Genomic DNA, 16,206 nt, shown 5'->3' with positions numbered 1-16,206 from the left:
TCAATCAGATCGGACGCGCTCGAACGAATGTCGCAAGTCGGCGCGCGCCGCCCGTCGGGCAAATCATGTCCGGCCATCTGTGCGATCGACGTCGCTCGATTGCCGTCAGCGCGCGTTTGCCGACTCGATATCCGTGGCATCAACCAACTCGTTTCGTTCGTGATTTCAAGCTGATCAGCGCAGCCATCCGACGCGCATAGAAAAATGGCTTTCGCTTTTCCGAAATTCATGCTTTCCTCCCGCCATCCCGTCTCGCCACGAGGGACGTTTCGCGATCGTCACGAGGCGTGAGGCGGGGATGCGGTGGCCGCGAGGGTGCGCAGCATGTCCTTTACGGATGTGCGGACGAACGAGGCTCTTGCGGACGTGAAGCTGCGTGGTCCTGGCGCCCCGAAGCTGGCGCCAAGCTCGCGACGATGCAGGGGCATCGTGCGGGTGACGGTGGCTAACAAGCCGGACACCGGGGAGAGCGCAGAATAAGCGTGAATCCATCGCGCAGGGAGGGCCGGGTCAAGCCGGCTGTACCTGTGGTTCCTGCCCCGTGCACTTCTTTTCGCACGGGGGCCACGGGCCTCAGCCGAGGCCCGGCCTTCCCTGCGCCCTCGCTTCGAGAGGGCGATGAGGCGGTCAACACTCGGACGCGAAAGCGGGCGCGAGGAGGGCAGCGCATGTCATGGTCATTGGCAGCGACAAAATCGATCCGCGAATCCCGTCTGGGGATACGTCATTTCGAGTCCCGTTGCCGCCCCTGGATTGCTTCGTCGCTGCGCTCCTCGCAATGACGAGGAGACACTGGTTCACCGCCGAGCCACCGTCTGTTGCGCGGCAGAGTCTTTCGGTCGTCATTGCGAGCGAAGCGAAGCAATCCAGGGGCGCCGAGGGGACTCTGGATTGCTTTGTCGCGGAGCCTGTCATCAGCCCGTGCCTTGCACGGACCTGTCGGCTCCTCGCAATGACGCAGGAAGAAAAAGGTGGTCGTAAATGCCAAGGCATCAAAGCGGGGAGAGCCGTTTGGCAGACCTCGCCAGAACAAAAAAAGCCGGGCGAAGCCCGGCTTTCGGTGATCAGATGACGCCGTCGCCCTCAGTAGGGGATCGGAATTCGCGTCGGGTAGCCGCCGAGATCGGACGGCGGCATCAGCGGCTGGCGGTCGATCGGGCGGTTCAGGTTCTCGCGGGCGAACGACGGATAGCCGACGGCCGGCGGGAAGGCGTAGTCCGAGAACTTGCGGTCGCCCGGCAGCACCTCGGTGCCGCCGTCGAGGAAGGAGCGCCGCGTGACGTAGACGCGGGTGCGCGGACCGGCCTGGTAGGAATAGTTCGGGCCGTTGGAATAGACCGCCGCGGCGCGGCGCTTGGTCGTGGCGGCCTCGGCGGACGTGATGGCAAAAGACGTGACGGCAAGACCGGTCGCGGCGATCACAGCCAAGGCCATGACCCGGGTCGCAGCAGAAATTTCAATCATCACGTCCTCTTCCTCGCGCCAAAAGGGGCGGGCGCTCGCCATGCGCATGATCTGGCGCGCACAATATCTGCGTCGGCTGTGGCATCACAAGGTCATTCCCGCGACGGCGCGCAAGATAAATTCCGGCTGTGGCGGGAAAGTTGCATCAAAATCCGTGACTTGCGGCGCCGACCAAGGCCCGGTCAGGGGGCCGCGACATCGCGCAACAGGCCGACACCAAGGCGCCGGTCAGTACGTGCCGCGGAGCTTGGGATTGTCGAGCGCGCTGATCCAGTCATTGAGCGTCTTGGCCACCCCCTGGACGTCGCAATCCGCGCGCCGCGGCTCGGCCTGGGCGAACAGCTCGGTCAGGGCGGCCTCATGACCGGGCGCGGGCAGCAAGGCGAGGCGGTTCAACATGCAGCCGACGGCTGCTCGCCGCGTCTGCACCGCGACGCCCTGGCAGGACCAGCCGGAGATCCGCACCGCCGGCACGGCAATGGTCTTCAGGAAGCCCAGGCAGGCGCCGGGGCCGTCCGGGGCGCCGGCCGGGCGCAGCAGGCTGACGGGACCGAACCGGCTGTCGATGATGCCGGCCGCTTCCAGCTCCGGGGCAGGTCGCCCCATCCGGGCGGCCAGCTGTCCGATCGGGTTGCGCATGCCGTCGCGCTCCGGGCCGATCCGGTAGACCTCGATCTCGGCGACCGGCCGCTCGGCGCGCTCGCCCCAACGCAGCACGTCCTTGCGGCCGCCGGCCTGATGGGTGAGCACGGTATAGGTCGCGGTCCGGTCGGGCTGATCGGTGAGGCGCAGCGAGAACGCCGGCACGGCGCCGTCGGCAACCGTCCAGCCGGCTTTGGCGGGGACCGTATCGTCGGAGCCGTTGTCGAGCCGGTTCCAGGCGGCGACGCCGAGCATGGCGATCAACGCCAGAGCCCCCACATAGGCGAACAGGCGCGCGAACGTGCCGCAGACCTCGTCCGCCATGGCCCTGAGGGCCGGCGAGATCAGGGCCGTGCGGGTCGTGGCGGCTGTTCGGGCCGAATCGGAACGCATCGAAAGCGAGACATCGTGGTAACGTTGTGTCAGGGACGTTTCTCGCATAGAAGCGCTGCCGCTTCCGTTTCCGCTGATGCACGCGGTCGGCCAAATTTCTTCGGAGAGTGAACGATGGGTTACAAAGTCGCAGTGGTCGGCGCGACCGGCAATGTCGGACGGGAAATGCTCAATATTCTCGACGAGCGGCAATTCCCCGCGGACGAGGTCGTGGCGCTGGCATCACGCCGCAGCGTCGGCGTCGAGGTGTCCTATGGCGACCGCACCCTGAAGTGCAAGGCGCTCGAGCACTACGATTTTGCCGACGTCGACATCTGCCTGATGTCCGCGGGCGGAGCGGTCTCGAAGGAATGGTCGCCGAAGATCGGCGCCGCCGGCGCCGTGGTGATCGACAACTCGTCGGCCTGGCGCATGGATCCGGACGTGCCGCTGATCGTGCCGGAGGTGAATGCCGATGCCACCGCCGGCTTCAACAAGAAGAACATCATCGCCAATCCGAACTGCTCGACCGCGCAGCTCGTCGTCGCGCTGAAGCCGCTGCACGACAAGGCGACCATCAAGCGCGTGGTGGTGTCGACCTATCAGTCGGTATCCGGCGCCGGCAAGGACGCGATGGACGAATTGTTCTCGCAGACCAAGGCCGTCTACACCAACGACGAGCTGGTCAATAACAAGTTTCCCAAGCGCATCGCCTTCAACGTCATTCCGCAGATCGACGTCTTCATGGAAGACGGCTTCACCAAGGAAGAGTGGAAGATGATGGCGGAGACCAAGAAGATCCTTGATCCGAAGATCAAGCTGACCGCGACCTGCGTGCGCGTGCCGGTGTTCGTCGGCCACTCCGAAGCCGTCAATGTCGAGTTCGAAAACCCGATCACCGCCGACGAGGCCCGCAACATCCTGCGCAACGCGCCGGGCTGCCTCGTGATCGACAAGCACGAGCCGGGCGGCTACGTGACGCCCTACGAGGCCGCCGGAGAGGACGCCACCTATATCAGCCGCATCCGCGAGGACGGCACCGTCGAGAACGGCCTCGCCTTCTGGTGCGTGTCCGACAACCTCCGCAAGGGCGCGGCGCTGAACGCGATCCAGATCGCGGAAGTCCTGATCAACCGTAAGCTGATCACCGCCAAGAAGAAGGCCGCCTGATAGACACACGGTGCGCCGTCGCCCGGGTAAGCATCATGGCCGTCGCATATGACAATGGAAGTTTGGGGATCGTCTGTCTCTAAGTCGTCATGGCCGGGCTTGTCCCGGCCATCCACGTCGTTCGGCATACTGAGGACAACGTGGATGCCCGGGACAAGCCCGGGCATGACGGCGTAACTAATCAGAAGGGTCGTTTGCGGGCGAGTCCCGGTGGAATGACCGAGCGGATTCGGGTGGGGTCGAAATTGGCTGAAAGCAGCAAGACCGAGTCAGCGGCGCCAGCGACCGTGCCGTCAAAGCACGCACCCGGTCCGCTCGAGCGCGGGCTCGAGGGCTTCCTGTTCAAGAGCCGCTGGCTGATGGCGCCGTTCTATGTCGGCCTCGTCGTCAGCCTCGTGGTCCTGCTGTTCAAGTTCGCGCTGCTGCTGTGGGAGAGCGTCGTCCATCTGCCGACCGCCAAGGAGAGCGACATCATCCTCGGCGTGCTCGGCCTGATCGACGTCTGCCTCACCGGCAATCTGGTGCTGATCGTGGTGTTCTCCGGCTACGAGAACTTCGTCTCGCGCATCGACCCCGGCGGCCATCCCGACTGGCCGGAATGGATGACCAAGGTCGATTTCGCCGGGCTGAAACAGAAGCTGCTCGCCTCGATTGTCGCGATCTCGGCGATCCAGCTGCTGAAGGCCTTCATGAATCTCGACGCCGGCTACGACTCGGTCAAGCTCGGCTGGCTGGTCGGCGTGCACATGACCTTCGTGGTGTCGACGGTGATGCTGGCGCTGTCAGACCGGTGGTCAGGAGATCATTGATGAGGGCGAGTAGCAAAGGGTGACGACCGCAGACCAGCTCCTCGCACCTTCCGCCTCGCTACGCGACGGTCCGCGCGCTCTTGAATTCCTTGCTCGCCTTGTCGAGCACGAACAGCGAGCCCTCGGCGACGCCGAAATAGGCGCCATGCAGTTGCAGATCGCCGGCCTCGACGCGGCTGCGGACGAACGGGAATGTCATCAGGTTCTCGAGGCTGCGGAACACCGCGGCCTTCTCGATCCTTGTGACGAAGTCCTGAAAGCTCTCACGGTCGCGCTGCTCGACGACCTCGCCGGGCTTGATGAACATCGACATCCAGCGGCCGATGAAATCGCCCGGCGACAGCGGCGCCGCCTTGTCGACAAAGGCGCGGATGCCGCCGCATTGGGCATGGCCGAGGATGACGATGTGCTTCACCTTCAGCACCGTGACGGCATATTCCAGCGCCGCCGACACGCCGTGAGCGTTGGCGTCGGGCTGATAGATCGGCACGAGATTGGCGATGTTGCGCAGGACGAACAATTCGCCGGGGCCGACGTCGAAGATCACCTCGGGCGAGACGCGGGAATCGCAGCAGCCGATCACCATCACTTCGGGCGACTGGCCGCGCTCGGACAGCTCCAGATAGCGGCTCTGTTCGGTGGGGAGGCGCTGGGTGGTGAAGGCGCGATAGCCTTCGAGCAGACGTTGCGGAAACGAGATCATGGGCCCTGCCTTAAACACACGAGGCCTGCGGGAACAAGCCTTTCGGCCCGGCGGTCGAAATGGTATCGCGGGCCGCTGCCATAAACCAAGGGAAACGCCGAAATGATCCGCCCGCGCCGCAGTCTCCTGTTCATGCCCGGCTCCAATGCCCGCGCGCTGGAGAAGGGGCGGAACCTGCCGGCCGATGGGCTGATCCTCGATCTCGAGGATTCCGTGGCGCCGGACGCGAAGGCCGCCGCGCGCGAGCAGATCGCCAAGGCGGTCGCCGCCGACGGCTACGGCAAGCGCGAGTTGCTGATCCGCATCAACAGCCTGGACACGCCATGGTGGAGCGACGACGTCGCGATGGCCGGCCAGACCGCCACCGACGGCATCCTGGTTCCCAAGGTTTCGGCCGTCGAGGACCTGCGCCTGGTGACCGGCCGCCTTGCCGAGGTCGGCGCCGATCCGGCGCTGAAGGTGTGGGCGATGATCGAGACGGCGCGTGCCGTGCTCGACGCTGACCTTCTCGCCGCCACGGTGCACGAGGCGGGCTCGCGGCTCGCGGGCTTCGTGTTCGGGCCGAACGACATCTCGCGCGAGACCCGCATCCGCATGGTGCCGGGCCGCGCGACCATGCTGCCGATGATCAGCCACTGCATCCTGGCGACGCGCGCGCACGGGCTGGACATTCTCGATGGCCCCTACAGCGATTTCGCCAACACCGACGGCTTCGCGCAGGAATGCATCCAGGCTCGCGATCTCGGCTTCGACGGCAAGACGCTGATCCATCCCGGCCAGATCGACGCCTGCAACGCGATCTTCACGCCGCCGGCGGCCGAGGTCGCCGAAGCGCGCAAGATCCTCGCCGCCTTCGAGCTGCCGGAAAATGCTTCGCGCGGCGCGATCCAGATCGACGGCCGCATGGTCGAGCGGCTGCATGCCGAGATGGCCAGGCGCACGATCGCGATCGCGGATGCGATCGCCGAGGTGACGAAGTAGTTGGGGTGGAGGAGGGCGCGCCGCGTCAGATCTGCCTGAGACTGAGGATGTAGTTGACGAGATCGCCGCGCTGCTCCGGCGTCAGGATGACGTTGGGCATCGTCGGATGGCTGCTCTGCAGGAACACCTTCAGCGACAGCTCGGTGGTCGAGGGCATGTTGGCCACCGCGGCGAAATCGGGCGCCGTCCGGGTCTGGGCTCTGGCCGCGCTCGCGTCGATCGCGTGGCACGGGCTGCACCAGGCCTCCGCCAGCTTGCGGCCGGCCTGCACGCTCTCCGCCGCGGGCGTGGCGCCGTTGGCATAGTGCAGCCGGATCAGCAGCATCGCGGCGAGCGCGAGCAGCAGCGCGGCGCCGATATGGAGCCAGGTGTTGCGGTGCAGATTCGGCATACTCATCGCGTTGCTCCGCTCTGGGGAATGGGAGGGCGGCGATCAGTGCTTGACGATTGCGACACCCAGCCGGTCGATGGTCGGTGCGTTGAGGCAGTACTCCTCGTAATGCGCGCCGGACGTGCCCGCCGCGAGATCGCGATGGCAGCGCGGCTTGTCCTTGCACATCGCGCAGACCCGCTCCATGTCGCGCAGCACCAGCGGCTCGGCGCGCCCCAGCGCCGCCTCGTCAATGCCGAGCGCCTTGAGCATCAAGGGCAGCTCGTCAGCGGCGTGCTCGCCGTGGCGGACCAGTTCGTCGAGATCCGACGGTGTGACCTGCAGGTCCATCGCGATGCGCTCGAAATCGTCGCGGTCAAGCTGCCGCAGCTCCGTCAGCTCGCGCCGGTGCCGCAGCCATTGCGCGAACGTATCGATCAGGAATTGCACACGGGGATAGGGCTTGGCTTGGGCAGGCATGGCTCGTCTCCGATGATTGCCCGCAATCAATCACCGGGTGGCGCTACGGACGTTGCGTTAGATCAAGCAGCGGAACAGCCCTGCCAGGGGCGCAGACCGTCAGGCGCCGAACCGCTCCGTTGCCCAGGCATAGAGGCTGCCCGGAAGAGGCGCCTCGCCGCCACGGCCCTTCGGCGAGATGTGCAGGCCGATGATGGCCGGATCGTCGATCAGGCCGGAGAAGTCGGAGGGATCGAAGAAGGCCTTCGGTTCGGCATGCACGGCGTAGAAGCTGCGCTTCGGCAGCGCATAGCGCAGCGAGCCGTGGCGGCGGGCGAGCGCAGTCAGCGCCGCCGGGCCGAAGATCGCGACGCGGATGTCCGACAGCCGGTCGGAATGGCCGCGCAGGCGGCGCAGCGCGAAAGTGATCCGATGGCGCAACGACAGCCAGTTCGGCGTCAGCGCGTCCTGCGCCATCAGCGCGGTGAATTCACCGACGATGGGATCATCCGGCGGCAGATACAGCACGGAGTTGCCGAGCTGCCGCGGCCGCTCCCAGGCGAAAGTGGGCAGGGCCGGATTGATCTCCACCGGGCGCAGCAGCAGCACGTCGGCGTCGAGCCACAGACCGGCGCGCTGCGCCATCAGGCGCATGCGGAAGAAGTCGCTGAACTGCAGCGTGGTCCAGTCGCGCCAGCTGCCGTCCGGCTGCGGCGGCCGGAGGCGTTCGGAGAACGCGTAGGGCAGGATCGCCTCGGCCTCGGCGTTGCGGACACCGACCGGCAGGCCGGGCAGCGGGTCGAAGCTGTAGACGGTGACCTTGTGGCCGGCGGCCAGCTGCGAGCGCAGGCAGGTCTGGCGCAGCCGGTCGAGCGGTCCGCGCCAGAAGGTGACGACCTCGGGCAATACGCGCGTCAACGGCGGACCTGTGCTCGGGCTAAACTCGAAACAAGGCCCCGGACGAGGTCCGGGGCCCGCGAACTCGCTTTCGTCAGGCGGGGCTCACGCCCAGGCGCGCTCGGCTTTCAGCTTGGCCTCGTAGCTGTCGATCGAGGCCTTCTTCTCCAGCGTCAGCCCGATGTCGTCGAGCCCGTTGAGCAGGCAGTGCTTGCGGAACGGATCGATCTCGAACTTGACGGTGCCGCCATCCGGGCCGCGGATCTCCTGGGCGGCGAGATCGATCGTCAAGGTCGCGTTGGCGCCGCGCTCGGCGTCGTCGAACAGCTTGTCGAGATCGGCCTGCGACACGCGGATCGGCAGAATGCCGTTCTTGAAGCAGTTGTTGTAGAAGATGTCGCCGAACGAGGTCGAGATCACGCAGCGGATGCCGAAATCGAGGAGCGCCCAGGGGGCGTGCTCGCGGCTCGAGCCGCAGCCGAAATTGTCGCCGGCGACCAGGATCTTGGCGTTGCGATAGGCCGGCTGGTTGAGCACGAAATCAGGGTTCTCGCTGCCGTCGTCCTTGTAGCGCTGCTCGGAGAACAGGCCCTTGCCGAGGCCGGTGCGCTTGATGGTCTTCAGGTACTGCTTGGGGATGATCATGTCGGTGTCGACATTGATGATCTTCAGCGGCGCGGCGACGCCTTCCAGCGTGGTGAACTTGTCCATCGGGGAGCACCTTCGAGAGTATCGGCAGGCCGCTGTTTAGCCCGATTGGCGATGCGGATAAAGTCAAAATCCCTGGAATGTCAGCCCCGCCGGTCAGTCGGCCGCGGCCTCGATCGCTTCCATGTCGTCGTCGGACATTCCGAAATGGTGGCCGATCTCGTGGATCAGGACATGGCGGACGATATGACCCAGGCTCTCCTCGTGCTCGGCCCAGTAGTCCAGGATCGGGCGGCGATAGAGCCAGATCATGTTCGGCAGGCGCGGCAGATCGTCATTGCTGCGGAACGGCAGCCCGGTGCCCTGGAACAGGCCGAGCAGGTCGAATTCGCTCTCGGCCTGCAGTTCGTCCAGCACGTCCTCGGCGGGGAAGTCGTCGACCCGGATGATGACACCCTCGCACATCTTGCGGAAATGCGCCGGCAGCCGCTCGAACACGTCATGCGCCATCGCCTCCATGTCGCCGAGCGAAGGTGCTTTCAACTCTGTCCACATTGCCGCCGTCTAGCCCCGCTTTGCTGATGTTGCGCCATGGTTCTACGACAAGTGTGGCGGGGTTGCGGTTGACGCCGGATGCGAAACCGGCGACCGTTAGGGGCGCGCGATTTGGTATTGGGGGACGCATGCGACAGAAGTCGATGATGCTGGCCGGGACTGCGCTGGCGGCGGCCGTCATGATGTCAATGTCGGCGGGAGCTCGGGCTGAGCCGCCGGCCGGCGTCGAGCTCAAGGCCGTGCAGCGCGATGCCGGCACGGATATCTCCGCGCAGCGGCGTCCGCGACGCGTCCCGATCTATCCGCGCCGCTACGACGGGCATTGGGAGCCGGACGTGGTGCCGCGCTACAATCCGGGGCCGAACGCCGTGCGCGTCTGCGATGCCGCCTACGTGCCTGAGCATCGGCCGAGCGGCACCGTCATCGTCCCGCATATGAGCTGCTACTGGCGGCGCGGCTGATCTCTACCGCGGTTGCCTGGCCATGGATGACGCATCGCTACTATGACCGTCTGCCCGCGGTTTCCGTCTGACCGTGCCCATGTTGCCACAGTGCCGATATGTCGCGAGATCAGGCGGAACTGCGTGCGGCGGTTCGGCATTCTGCTCGGGCGCAGGTCTTCAGGTCCCATTCACGTCGCTCATTCGAGACTGATCTGCGTCGTACCGAGGCGGCGGCCATCGGCGCAGATGGCGGTGCACGGTGCCCGACGTGATGTCAGGCGATCGAAGGAGAAGTTCATGACTGTGATGAAGCTGTTGGGCATCGCGGCGGTTGGCGCCGTCCTGGCTTTGGCCGCGCCCGCGCAACGCGCAGAGGCGCTTTCGCTCATCAATCCGGGCGCTGCGACGGCCGTGCAGCAGGGCTCGGCTCAGGAGACCACCCAGGCCCACTGGCATGGTCGCCGCCACTGGCATCCGCGCCGGCATTATTATCCGCGGCACTACTATCATCCCCGCCATCACTGGCGCCCGCACCACTGGCGCCGTCACCATCACCGTCACTGGTGAGCTGCGCGACGCATCTTGCTGACGATGATCGACATCAAACAGGCCCGCTTTGCGGGCCTGTACGCTGATGGCGGGCCGGAATGGAGTCCGCCATGAGAACGTCCATCGCCAAGACGTGGCTCGGGATCGGCGTCGTCACGATTGTGGTGCTGCTGGCAAGCTCGGCCGCCACCTCGCCGGCGATCGCAGCTTCCTTCGGTGTGGATGCGAGCGGCTCGGTAACCGCGACGGATTCCGGGCCGCGCAAGCACCCCCGTTCGTCGAGGGCGACCAAGTCGATCGCGATGCCGCCCCGCTACTATGGCCGACCCGTCGACTACGTGCCCGCCTATCCGTGGGGCCCCTTCGTCCTGTTCACGCCGTTCCTCGACTGAAGCGCACCCGGCTGCGACACCGATCGCGTTCGCTGATCGAATGACCTGCGCGCGCTCAGCCGCGAAATCCCTGCACCAGCAGCACGACCGCCTCGGCGCCAGCTTTTCGATCCTTGGCGATCTCCTGATAGTCGGGCGAATCTGCCCACGCGCGAAAGTCGCGCTCGCTGGGAAACGACATCAGCACGACCTTGTCGCCGTTCCAGTCTCCTTCGACCAAGGTCGGAGTCTCGTCGGCCGCGAGCAGGCGGCCGTTGAACGTCCGGAACACGTCGAAGAAGCGCGCCTGATAGCGATCATAGGCGGCGCGGTCGGTCATCCTCAGTTGCACGACGACGTAGACACTCATGCGATGGATCCTCTGCCGCGACGCCACGCCGCAGATGCGCGCGCAGCGTGCATCATTCATGCCGCATTCACGTCGCTATCTCTACGTTCATGTTGGGGGTGCGCCAATCCACCGATCGGACGACCAGCAATGGCGCTGCATGGGTCCATCGTTTTTGTACGGCATTCAGGGAGAAGGGACCATGATGAGGATGAAGGACCAGCGTGCTGGTCTCGCTCGTCGCCTCAGTCTTGCGGCGGCGGCACTGTTCGTATTCGCGGGTGCGCCCGGTCGTCCGGCTTCGGCGATGTCGCCTGTTGGTCCCGGCGCGGGGCCTGCGACACAGGCGGCGTCTGACGCCTCGATGATTCAGGTGCGCGGACCCGGCGGCCATGGTGGAGGAGGCGGCGGCGGACATCACGGCGGTGGTGGCGGTGGCTTCCACGGCGGCGGTGGCTTCCACGGCGGCGGTGGCTTCCATGGTGGAGGTGGCGGCTTTCACGCGGGGCCAGCCTTCCATGGTGGAGGTGGAATGTTCAGAGGCGGAGGTGCTCCCGCCTTTCACGGCGGCGGAGGTCATGCGTTCGGCGGCGGCGGCCCGCGTCACGTGTTCCACGGCGGCGGTCCGGTGTTTCACGGTGGAGGCGGCCCGCGGCCGGTGTTCCATGGCGGCGGCTACTATCACCGCCCGCACTATGGCTACCGCCCGTACTACCACCATCATCGCCGGCACTTCTACGGCTACCGCAGCTACTACTATCCGACCTACACCACGGGCTACTACTATCCCTATCGCCGCTGCCGGATCGTCTACACCTATTACGGCCCGCGCCGCATCTGCCACTATCGGCACTGGCGTGGTCATCACTGGCGCCATCATCATCGCTGGCACCACCGTCACCATCGCCATCACTGGCGCTACTACTGACGAAGTTGAAGGCCTGATCGAGACAATGAAGGACGCCCAACGGCGTCCTTCTCTCGTTCAGGCGTATGTCGCAGCGCTCAGAGCCAGTCCTTGAACTGCCAGTTCTTCACGCTCAGCCGCCACGGCACCAGCGTCTCCAGCCGCCATTTGGCGAACCGCCCGGGCGGCCAGTTCGACAGCCGGCGCTCCTCTTTCGGCTCTTCGGCCTTGGCGATGATCTTTGCGGGCGGTGTCTTGCGGCGCTGACGCGTCGCATCACGGATGAGGTCGACGTATTCCGGCTTCTCGGCCATTTCAGGCTCCCTAGGCAGGCTCCTCGGCACGTTCCTCCGCCGGCGCGGCGCGTCCGGCGGTAGGATTGTGCGCGACGAGCATTAAGGAGCTCTTGCCGAGCCGCATCGACGTTGAGTCGAAATGAAAACGCGGCGGCTTCACCGGAAGCCGCCGCGTTCCTTGTCAATCGGTCGCCGTGCAGCTCCGCTGCGCCAGCGCCATCAGCTCAGCGCCAGTCGCGCACGTCGACGAAGTGGCCGGCGATCGCGGCGGCCGCGGCCATCGCGGGCGACACCAGATGGGTGCGGCCCTTGAAGCCCTGGCGGCCCTCGAAATTGCGGTTCGAGGTCGAGGCGCAGCGCTCCTCCGGCGCCAGCTTGTCCGGGTTCATCGCGAGGCACATCGAGCAGCCCGGCTCGCGCCATTCGAAGCCGGCCTTGATGAAGATCTTGTCCAGACCCTCGGCCTCGGCCTGCTCCTTCACAATGCCCGAGCCCGGCACGACCATCGCGTTGACATGACCCGACACGGTCTTGCCCTCGGCGATCTTGGCGGCGGCGCGCAGATCCTCGATGCGACCGTTGGTGCAGGAGCCGATGAACACGCGGTCGAGCTTGATGTCGGTGATCTTCGTGCCCGCGGTCAGGCCCATGTACTTCAACGCGCGATGCTTGGAGATGCGCTTGGCCTCATCAGTGATCTTGTCCGGATCCGGCACCACGCCGGTGATCGAGATCACGTCCTCGGGCGAGGTGCCCCAGGTCACGATCGGCGGCAGCTTGGCGGCGTCGAGCCGCAGCTCGTGGTCGAAATGCGCGCCCTCGTCGGAGCGCAAGGTCTCCCAGTAGCGCATCGCGGCATCCCAGGCCGCGCCCTGCGGCGCCTTCGGACGGCCGCGCAGGAAGTCGTAGGCCTTCTCGTCCGGCGCAACGAGGCCGGCGCGGGCGCCGCCCTCGATCGACATGTTGCAGACGGTCATGCGGCCTTCCATCGACAGCGCGCGGATCGCCTCGCCGGCGTACTCCAGCACGTAGCCGGTGCCGCCGGCAGTGCCGATCTCGCCGATGATGGCGAGGATGATGTCCTTGCCCGTCACGCCGTCCGGCAGCTTGCCGTCGACGGTGACGCGCATGTTCTTCGCCTTCTTCTGGATCAGCGTCTGCGTCGCCAGCACGTGCTCGACCTCGGAGGTGCCGATGCCGTGCGCCAGCGCGCCGAACGCGCCATGCGTCGAGGTGTGGCTGTCACCGCAGACGATCGTGGTGCCGGGCAGGGTGAAGCCCTGCTCGGGGCCGATGACGTGGACGATGCCCTGGCGGCGGTCGAACTCGTTGTAATATTCGATGCCGAAGTCCTTGGCGTTCTCGGCCAGCGTCTTGATCTGCTCGATGCTCTCCGGATCCGGGTTCGGCTTGGAGCGGTCGGTGGTCGGCACGTTGTGGTCGACCACCGCCAGCGTCTTTTCCGGCGCGTGCACCTTGCGGCCGGTCATGCGCAGGCCCTCGAACGCCTGCGGCGAGGTCACCTCGTGCACCAGGTGACGGTCGATGTAGAGCAGGCAGGTGCCGTCCTCGGCTTCGTGCACCAGATGGTCGTTCCAGATCTTGTCGTACAGGGTGGTCGGCTTCGACATGAGCGAATGCTCCCGGGAATGAAGGTTTGAAACTGAGCGCGTGGCGGGCACGCGCGAATCATCAGGACGAGGGCGCTGCGGCTTACAGCGCGCGCCTAAGCTCCGACGTCGCCGAGGTGGCGAAGCGTCCGAAGAACCGCCCGGGCAGCCGGCTATGGTCGTCGATGACGACGCGGCGGCAGGCCATGCTGGTGCGATCTAGAACCATTTCAGGGAGATATATAGCACGCACGCGCGGAGTGCGAGATGCGTTTGTCGCGGTGAGGCGTGCGCGTATCTCACCGCCGTCATTCCGGGGCGATGCGCAGCGTCGAACCCGGAATCTCGAGCTGATCGTCTCATGTCGAGATTCCGGGTTCAGCCCCTGCGGGGCTGCCCCGGAATGACGGCGGAGCAAAAAAAAGCGCGGGGCCAGCCCGCGCTTTTCATCAACCCAAAGGGTGAAACGATTACTCGTTGACCGCAGTCTGCCGGTCCTGCTTCTCGACGATGCGGGCCGACTTGCCACGCAGCTGGCGCAGGTAATACAGCTTGGCGCGACGCACCTTGCCGCGGCGCACGACCTTGATCGAGTCGATCATCGGGGAGAGGATCGGGAACACGCGCTCCACGCCCTCGCCGTAGGAGATCTTGCGGACGGTGAAGCTCTCGTTGATGCCGCCGCCGGAACGGCCGATGCACACGCCCTCATAGGCCTGCACGCGGGTGCGCTCGCCTTCGACCACCTTCACGTTGACGATCACGGTGTCGCCCGGGCCGAACTCCGGAATGGTCTTGTTGGCGGACAGCTTGTCGAACTGCTCTTTTTCGAGCTGCTGAATCAGGTTCACGGGTAAATCTCCATCGGCGGCGCGCCCAGCCGGGTCACGCGGGCTGCGCTTGTTCCTGCCGTCACTTGCGGAATTGGGCGCTCCTATAAGGCAAAGCGCGAGGCTTGTCACCCGTCTGTCGTGCTTTTTGGCGCTTTTTGGCTGGTCCTCGTTTGTTCTCGGGGCCCTCGGGCCTGCCAATCCGCCCATAAATCCGGCCTGCGCGCTTCCGTCAGGGCCTCCGCCTGCGCGCGACGCCATGCGGCGACCTTGCCGTGGTCGCCGGAGGTAAGGACATCCGGAATGGTACGGCCCTCGAACGTTTGGGGCCGGGTGTATTGCGGGTATTCGAGGAGGCCGTCGGAGAAACTCTCGTCGGTGCCGGATTCGAGCTTGCCCATCACGCCCGGCAGCAGCCGCACGCAGGCATCGATCAGCACCAGCGCCGCGATCTCGCCGCCGGACAGCACGTAGTCGCCGATCGAGACCTCGACCAGCTCGCGCGCATCGATGACGCGCTGGTCGATGCCTTCGAACCGTCCGCAGACGATCAGCGGCCCGGGACCGGCGGCGAGCTCGCGGACGAATGATTGGGTCAATGGCCGACCGCGCGGGCTCATCAGCAGCTTCGGCCGCTCGGGTGCGATGGTCGCAGCGTCGATTGCGGCGGCGAGGACGTCGGCGCGCAGCACCATGCCGGGACCGCCGCCAGCGGGCGTGTCATCGACGCTGCGGTGCTTGTCGGTCGCCGACGCCCGGATGTCGCGCGCTTCCAGCGACCAAATGCCTGATGCCAGCGCGCGGCCGGCGAGGCTCACGCCGAGCGGCCCGGGAAACATCTCGGGAAACAGCGTCAGCACGGTCGCGCGCCACGGCGCGGGGGGAGGGGGCGAGGCGGTCATGATGCTTTGTTACGGCAGCGGCGCGATGAGATCGAGCCCCAGCGACAGCGCCGCCCAGACGGACGCTACTCCACCACCGGTGTCGTCCCGGACAAGCCGTGACGCGCAGAGCGCGTCGCGGCGCCGATCCGGGACCCATACCGCGTGATCTTGGAAAGGGGCACGCGGCCAGTCCCTCGCTAGCCAATGAGCAGCGGTGGCTATGGATCCCCGCTTTCGCGGGGATGACGAGCTGAGTTTTGGGCGGCAGCATCGTCCCCAGCCGACGCCGATTCATCGGCCGAAGCTCGATCCTCGCCGTCAATCTCATCAGGCAATTCGATGATCACCCGCCCACCGGTCAGATCCACCGTCGGCACCACGGCATTGGTGAACGGCAGCATCAAGGTGCTGCCGGAGGGTGGGGCGATCTCGATGATGTCGCCGGCGCCGAAATTATGGATGGCGAGCACGCGGCCGAGCGGTGCGCCCGCCGTGGTCTCGGCCGCAAGCCCGATCAGGTCGGCGTGGTAGTATTCGTTGTCGTCGGTCTCGGGCAGGCGATCGCGCGGGACGTAGAGCTCGAGCCCGTTGAGCCGCTCGGCGGCGTTGCGGTCGGTGACGCCCTTGAAGCTCGCGACGAGATGATCTTTCGCCTCGCGCGCTTTCGCGACTTCGAGCGAACGGCTGCCGTCCTTGGTGGTCAGCGGGCCGTAATGCAGCACGGCCAGCGGATCCTCGGTGAAGGTCCACAGCCGTACCTCGCCGCGCACGCCGTGCGCGGCGCCGATCTTGGCGACACAGATCAGTTTGCTGCCGCTAAATTCTGGAGCCCCGTCTCGGCCGCTAGGCGCGCTCATATTCCTGGTCCAGATGCGTAGTGGGTTTTTACCTCGCCCC

General features: G+C 65.9%; 22 protein-coding genes. 7 read left to right on the top strand and 15 right to left on the bottom strand.

Going from position 1 to position 16,206, the window contains the following annotated elements; translation table 11 throughout:
- The 3 genes from BRAO375_RS38340 to BRAO375_RS02660 all read right to left on the bottom strand — a co-directional run.
- On the bottom strand, positions 1 to 230 hold a 230-nt coding region (locus BRAO375_RS38340), incomplete at its 3' end, for a hypothetical protein (RefSeq protein ID WP_210161265.1).
- Positions 231 to 1,083: 853 nt separating this feature from the next.
- Positions 1,084 to 1,464, bottom strand: coding sequence for a hypothetical protein (locus tag BRAO375_RS02665; protein WP_009025903.1), 381 nt, complete (start codon positions 1,462 to 1,464; stop codon positions 1,084 to 1,086).
- A gap of 228 nt (positions 1,465 to 1,692) precedes the next feature.
- Positions 1,693 to 2,499, bottom strand: a complete 807-nt coding sequence (locus BRAO375_RS02660) for a hypothetical protein (protein ID WP_009025902.1) — start codon at positions 2,497 to 2,499, stop codon at positions 1,693 to 1,695.
- Between the two features lie 114 nt (positions 2,500 to 2,613).
- On the opposite strand from BRAO375_RS02660, the gene BRAO375_RS02655 reads away from it, so the two are divergent.
- Positions 2,614 to 3,648 carry an aspartate-semialdehyde dehydrogenase gene (locus BRAO375_RS02655; protein ID WP_009025901.1) on the top strand — a complete coding sequence of 345 codons (1,035 nt, stop codon included), beginning with the start codon at positions 2,614 to 2,616 and terminating at the stop codon, positions 3,646 to 3,648.
- A 245-nt stretch (positions 3,649 to 3,893) separates the two neighbouring features.
- A complete protein-coding gene (locus BRAO375_RS02650; RefSeq protein WP_009025900.1) occupies positions 3,894 to 4,457 on the top strand; it encodes a TIGR00645 family protein in 564 nt (187 codons plus the stop codon).
- Positions 4,458 to 4,515: 58 nt separating this feature from the next.
- On the opposite strand, the gene BRAO375_RS02645 is transcribed toward BRAO375_RS02650, so the two are convergent.
- Positions 4,516 to 5,160, bottom strand: a complete 645-nt coding sequence (locus BRAO375_RS02645) for a carbonic anhydrase (RefSeq protein ID WP_009025899.1) — start codon at positions 5,158 to 5,160, stop codon at positions 4,516 to 4,518.
- A 102-nt stretch (positions 5,161 to 5,262) separates the two neighbouring features.
- On the opposite strand from BRAO375_RS02645, the gene BRAO375_RS02640 reads away from it, so the two are divergent.
- Positions 5,263 to 6,141, top strand: coding sequence for an HpcH/HpaI aldolase/citrate lyase family protein (locus BRAO375_RS02640; RefSeq protein ID WP_009025898.1), 879 nt, complete (start codon positions 5,263 to 5,265; stop codon positions 6,139 to 6,141).
- Between the two features lie 25 nt (positions 6,142 to 6,166).
- Here BRAO375_RS02640 and BRAO375_RS02635 read toward each other — a convergent pair whose 3' ends face one another.
- The 5 genes from BRAO375_RS02635 to BRAO375_RS02615 all read right to left on the bottom strand — a co-directional run bounded on the left by BRAO375_RS02635 (position 6,167) and on the right by BRAO375_RS02615 (position 9,070).
- Positions 6,167 to 6,538, bottom strand: coding sequence for a c-type cytochrome (locus tag BRAO375_RS02635; RefSeq protein WP_009025897.1), 372 nt, complete (start codon positions 6,536 to 6,538; stop codon positions 6,167 to 6,169).
- A 36-nt stretch (positions 6,539 to 6,574) separates the two neighbouring features.
- On the bottom strand, positions 6,575 to 6,991 hold the full coding sequence (locus BRAO375_RS02630; RefSeq protein ID WP_009025896.1) for a hypothetical protein: 417 nt from the start codon (positions 6,989 to 6,991) through the stop codon (positions 6,575 to 6,577).
- Between the two features lie 99 nt (positions 6,992 to 7,090).
- On the bottom strand, positions 7,091 to 7,888 hold the full coding sequence (locus BRAO375_RS02625) for a glycosyltransferase family 32 protein (protein ID WP_009025895.1): 798 nt from the start codon (positions 7,886 to 7,888) through the stop codon (positions 7,091 to 7,093).
- A gap of 84 nt (positions 7,889 to 7,972) precedes the next feature.
- Positions 7,973 to 8,578 (bottom strand): 3-isopropylmalate dehydratase small subunit, encoded by a 606-nt coding sequence (gene leuD / locus BRAO375_RS02620; protein WP_006611489.1) that lies wholly within the window; start codon positions 8,576 to 8,578, stop codon positions 7,973 to 7,975.
- Positions 8,579 to 8,671: 93 nt separating this feature from the next.
- Positions 8,672 to 9,070: a metallopeptidase family protein gene (locus tag BRAO375_RS02615; RefSeq protein ID WP_009025894.1), complete on the bottom strand. Its 399-nt coding sequence runs from the start codon at positions 9,068 to 9,070 to the stop codon at positions 8,672 to 8,674.
- A 146-nt stretch (positions 9,071 to 9,216) separates the two neighbouring features.
- Between BRAO375_RS02615 and BRAO375_RS02610 the strand changes: the two genes are divergently transcribed.
- The 3 genes from BRAO375_RS02610 (at position 9,217) to BRAO375_RS02600 (ending at position 10,454) form a co-directional block, all read left to right on the top strand.
- On the top strand, positions 9,217 to 9,531 hold the full coding sequence (locus tag BRAO375_RS02610) for a hypothetical protein (RefSeq protein ID WP_009025893.1): 315 nt from the start codon (positions 9,217 to 9,219) through the stop codon (positions 9,529 to 9,531).
- Between the two features lie 279 nt (positions 9,532 to 9,810).
- The gene (locus tag BRAO375_RS02605; RefSeq protein ID WP_035638568.1) at positions 9,811 to 10,080 is read left to right on the top strand and encodes a hypothetical protein; all 270 of its coding nucleotides are present in this window, start codon (positions 9,811 to 9,813) and stop codon (positions 10,078 to 10,080) included.
- A gap of 92 nt (positions 10,081 to 10,172) precedes the next feature.
- On the top strand, positions 10,173 to 10,454 hold the full coding sequence (locus BRAO375_RS02600) for a hypothetical protein (protein WP_009025890.1): 282 nt from the start codon (positions 10,173 to 10,175) through the stop codon (positions 10,452 to 10,454).
- Positions 10,455 to 10,509: 55 nt separating this feature from the next.
- On the opposite strand, the gene BRAO375_RS02595 is transcribed toward BRAO375_RS02600, so the two are convergent.
- On the bottom strand, positions 10,510 to 10,803 hold the full coding sequence (locus BRAO375_RS02595; RefSeq protein WP_009025889.1) for a DUF1330 domain-containing protein: 294 nt from the start codon (positions 10,801 to 10,803) through the stop codon (positions 10,510 to 10,512).
- A 181-nt stretch (positions 10,804 to 10,984) separates the two neighbouring features.
- Here BRAO375_RS02595 and BRAO375_RS38470 point away from each other — a divergent pair, with 181 nt between their 5' ends.
- Entirely contained in the window at positions 10,985 to 11,710 is a 726-nt protein-coding gene (locus BRAO375_RS38470) for a hypothetical protein (RefSeq protein WP_009025888.1), read from the top strand.
- 77 nt (positions 11,711 to 11,787) lie between these two features.
- Here BRAO375_RS38470 and BRAO375_RS02585 read toward each other — a convergent pair whose 3' ends face one another.
- The 5 genes from BRAO375_RS02585 to rimM form a co-directional block, all read right to left on the bottom strand.
- Complete coding sequence (locus BRAO375_RS02585) at positions 11,788 to 12,003, bottom strand: hypothetical protein (RefSeq protein WP_009025887.1); 216 nt, start codon at positions 12,001 to 12,003, stop codon at positions 11,788 to 11,790.
- 206 nt (positions 12,004 to 12,209) lie between these two features.
- Positions 12,210 to 13,616 (bottom strand): 3-isopropylmalate dehydratase large subunit, encoded by a 1,407-nt coding sequence (leuC, locus tag BRAO375_RS02580; RefSeq protein WP_009025886.1) that lies wholly within the window; start codon positions 13,614 to 13,616, stop codon positions 12,210 to 12,212.
- A gap of 449 nt (positions 13,617 to 14,065) precedes the next feature.
- Positions 14,066 to 14,446 (bottom strand): 50S ribosomal protein L19, encoded by a 381-nt coding sequence (gene rplS / locus BRAO375_RS02575; protein ID WP_006611497.1) that lies wholly within the window; start codon positions 14,444 to 14,446, stop codon positions 14,066 to 14,068.
- A 107-nt stretch (positions 14,447 to 14,553) separates the two neighbouring features.
- On the bottom strand, positions 14,554 to 15,327 hold the full coding sequence (gene trmD, locus BRAO375_RS02570; RefSeq protein ID WP_009025885.1) for a tRNA (guanosine(37)-N1)-methyltransferase TrmD: 774 nt from the start codon (positions 15,325 to 15,327) through the stop codon (positions 14,554 to 14,556).
- A 200-nt stretch (positions 15,328 to 15,527) separates the two neighbouring features.
- Positions 15,528 to 16,166, bottom strand: a complete 639-nt coding sequence (gene rimM / locus BRAO375_RS02565; protein ID WP_009025884.1) for a ribosome maturation factor RimM — start codon at positions 16,164 to 16,166, stop codon at positions 15,528 to 15,530.
- Positions 16,167 to 16,206: the final 40 nt, after the last annotated feature.

The organism is Bradyrhizobium sp. ORS 375 (assembly GCF_000239775.1).
In the GTDB taxonomy this organism is placed as follows: Bacteria; Pseudomonadota; Alphaproteobacteria; order Rhizobiales; family Xanthobacteraceae; genus Bradyrhizobium.
The sequence above is the reverse complement of the archived record's forward strand: the minus strand, read 5'-3'. Positions and strand labels throughout refer to the sequence as shown.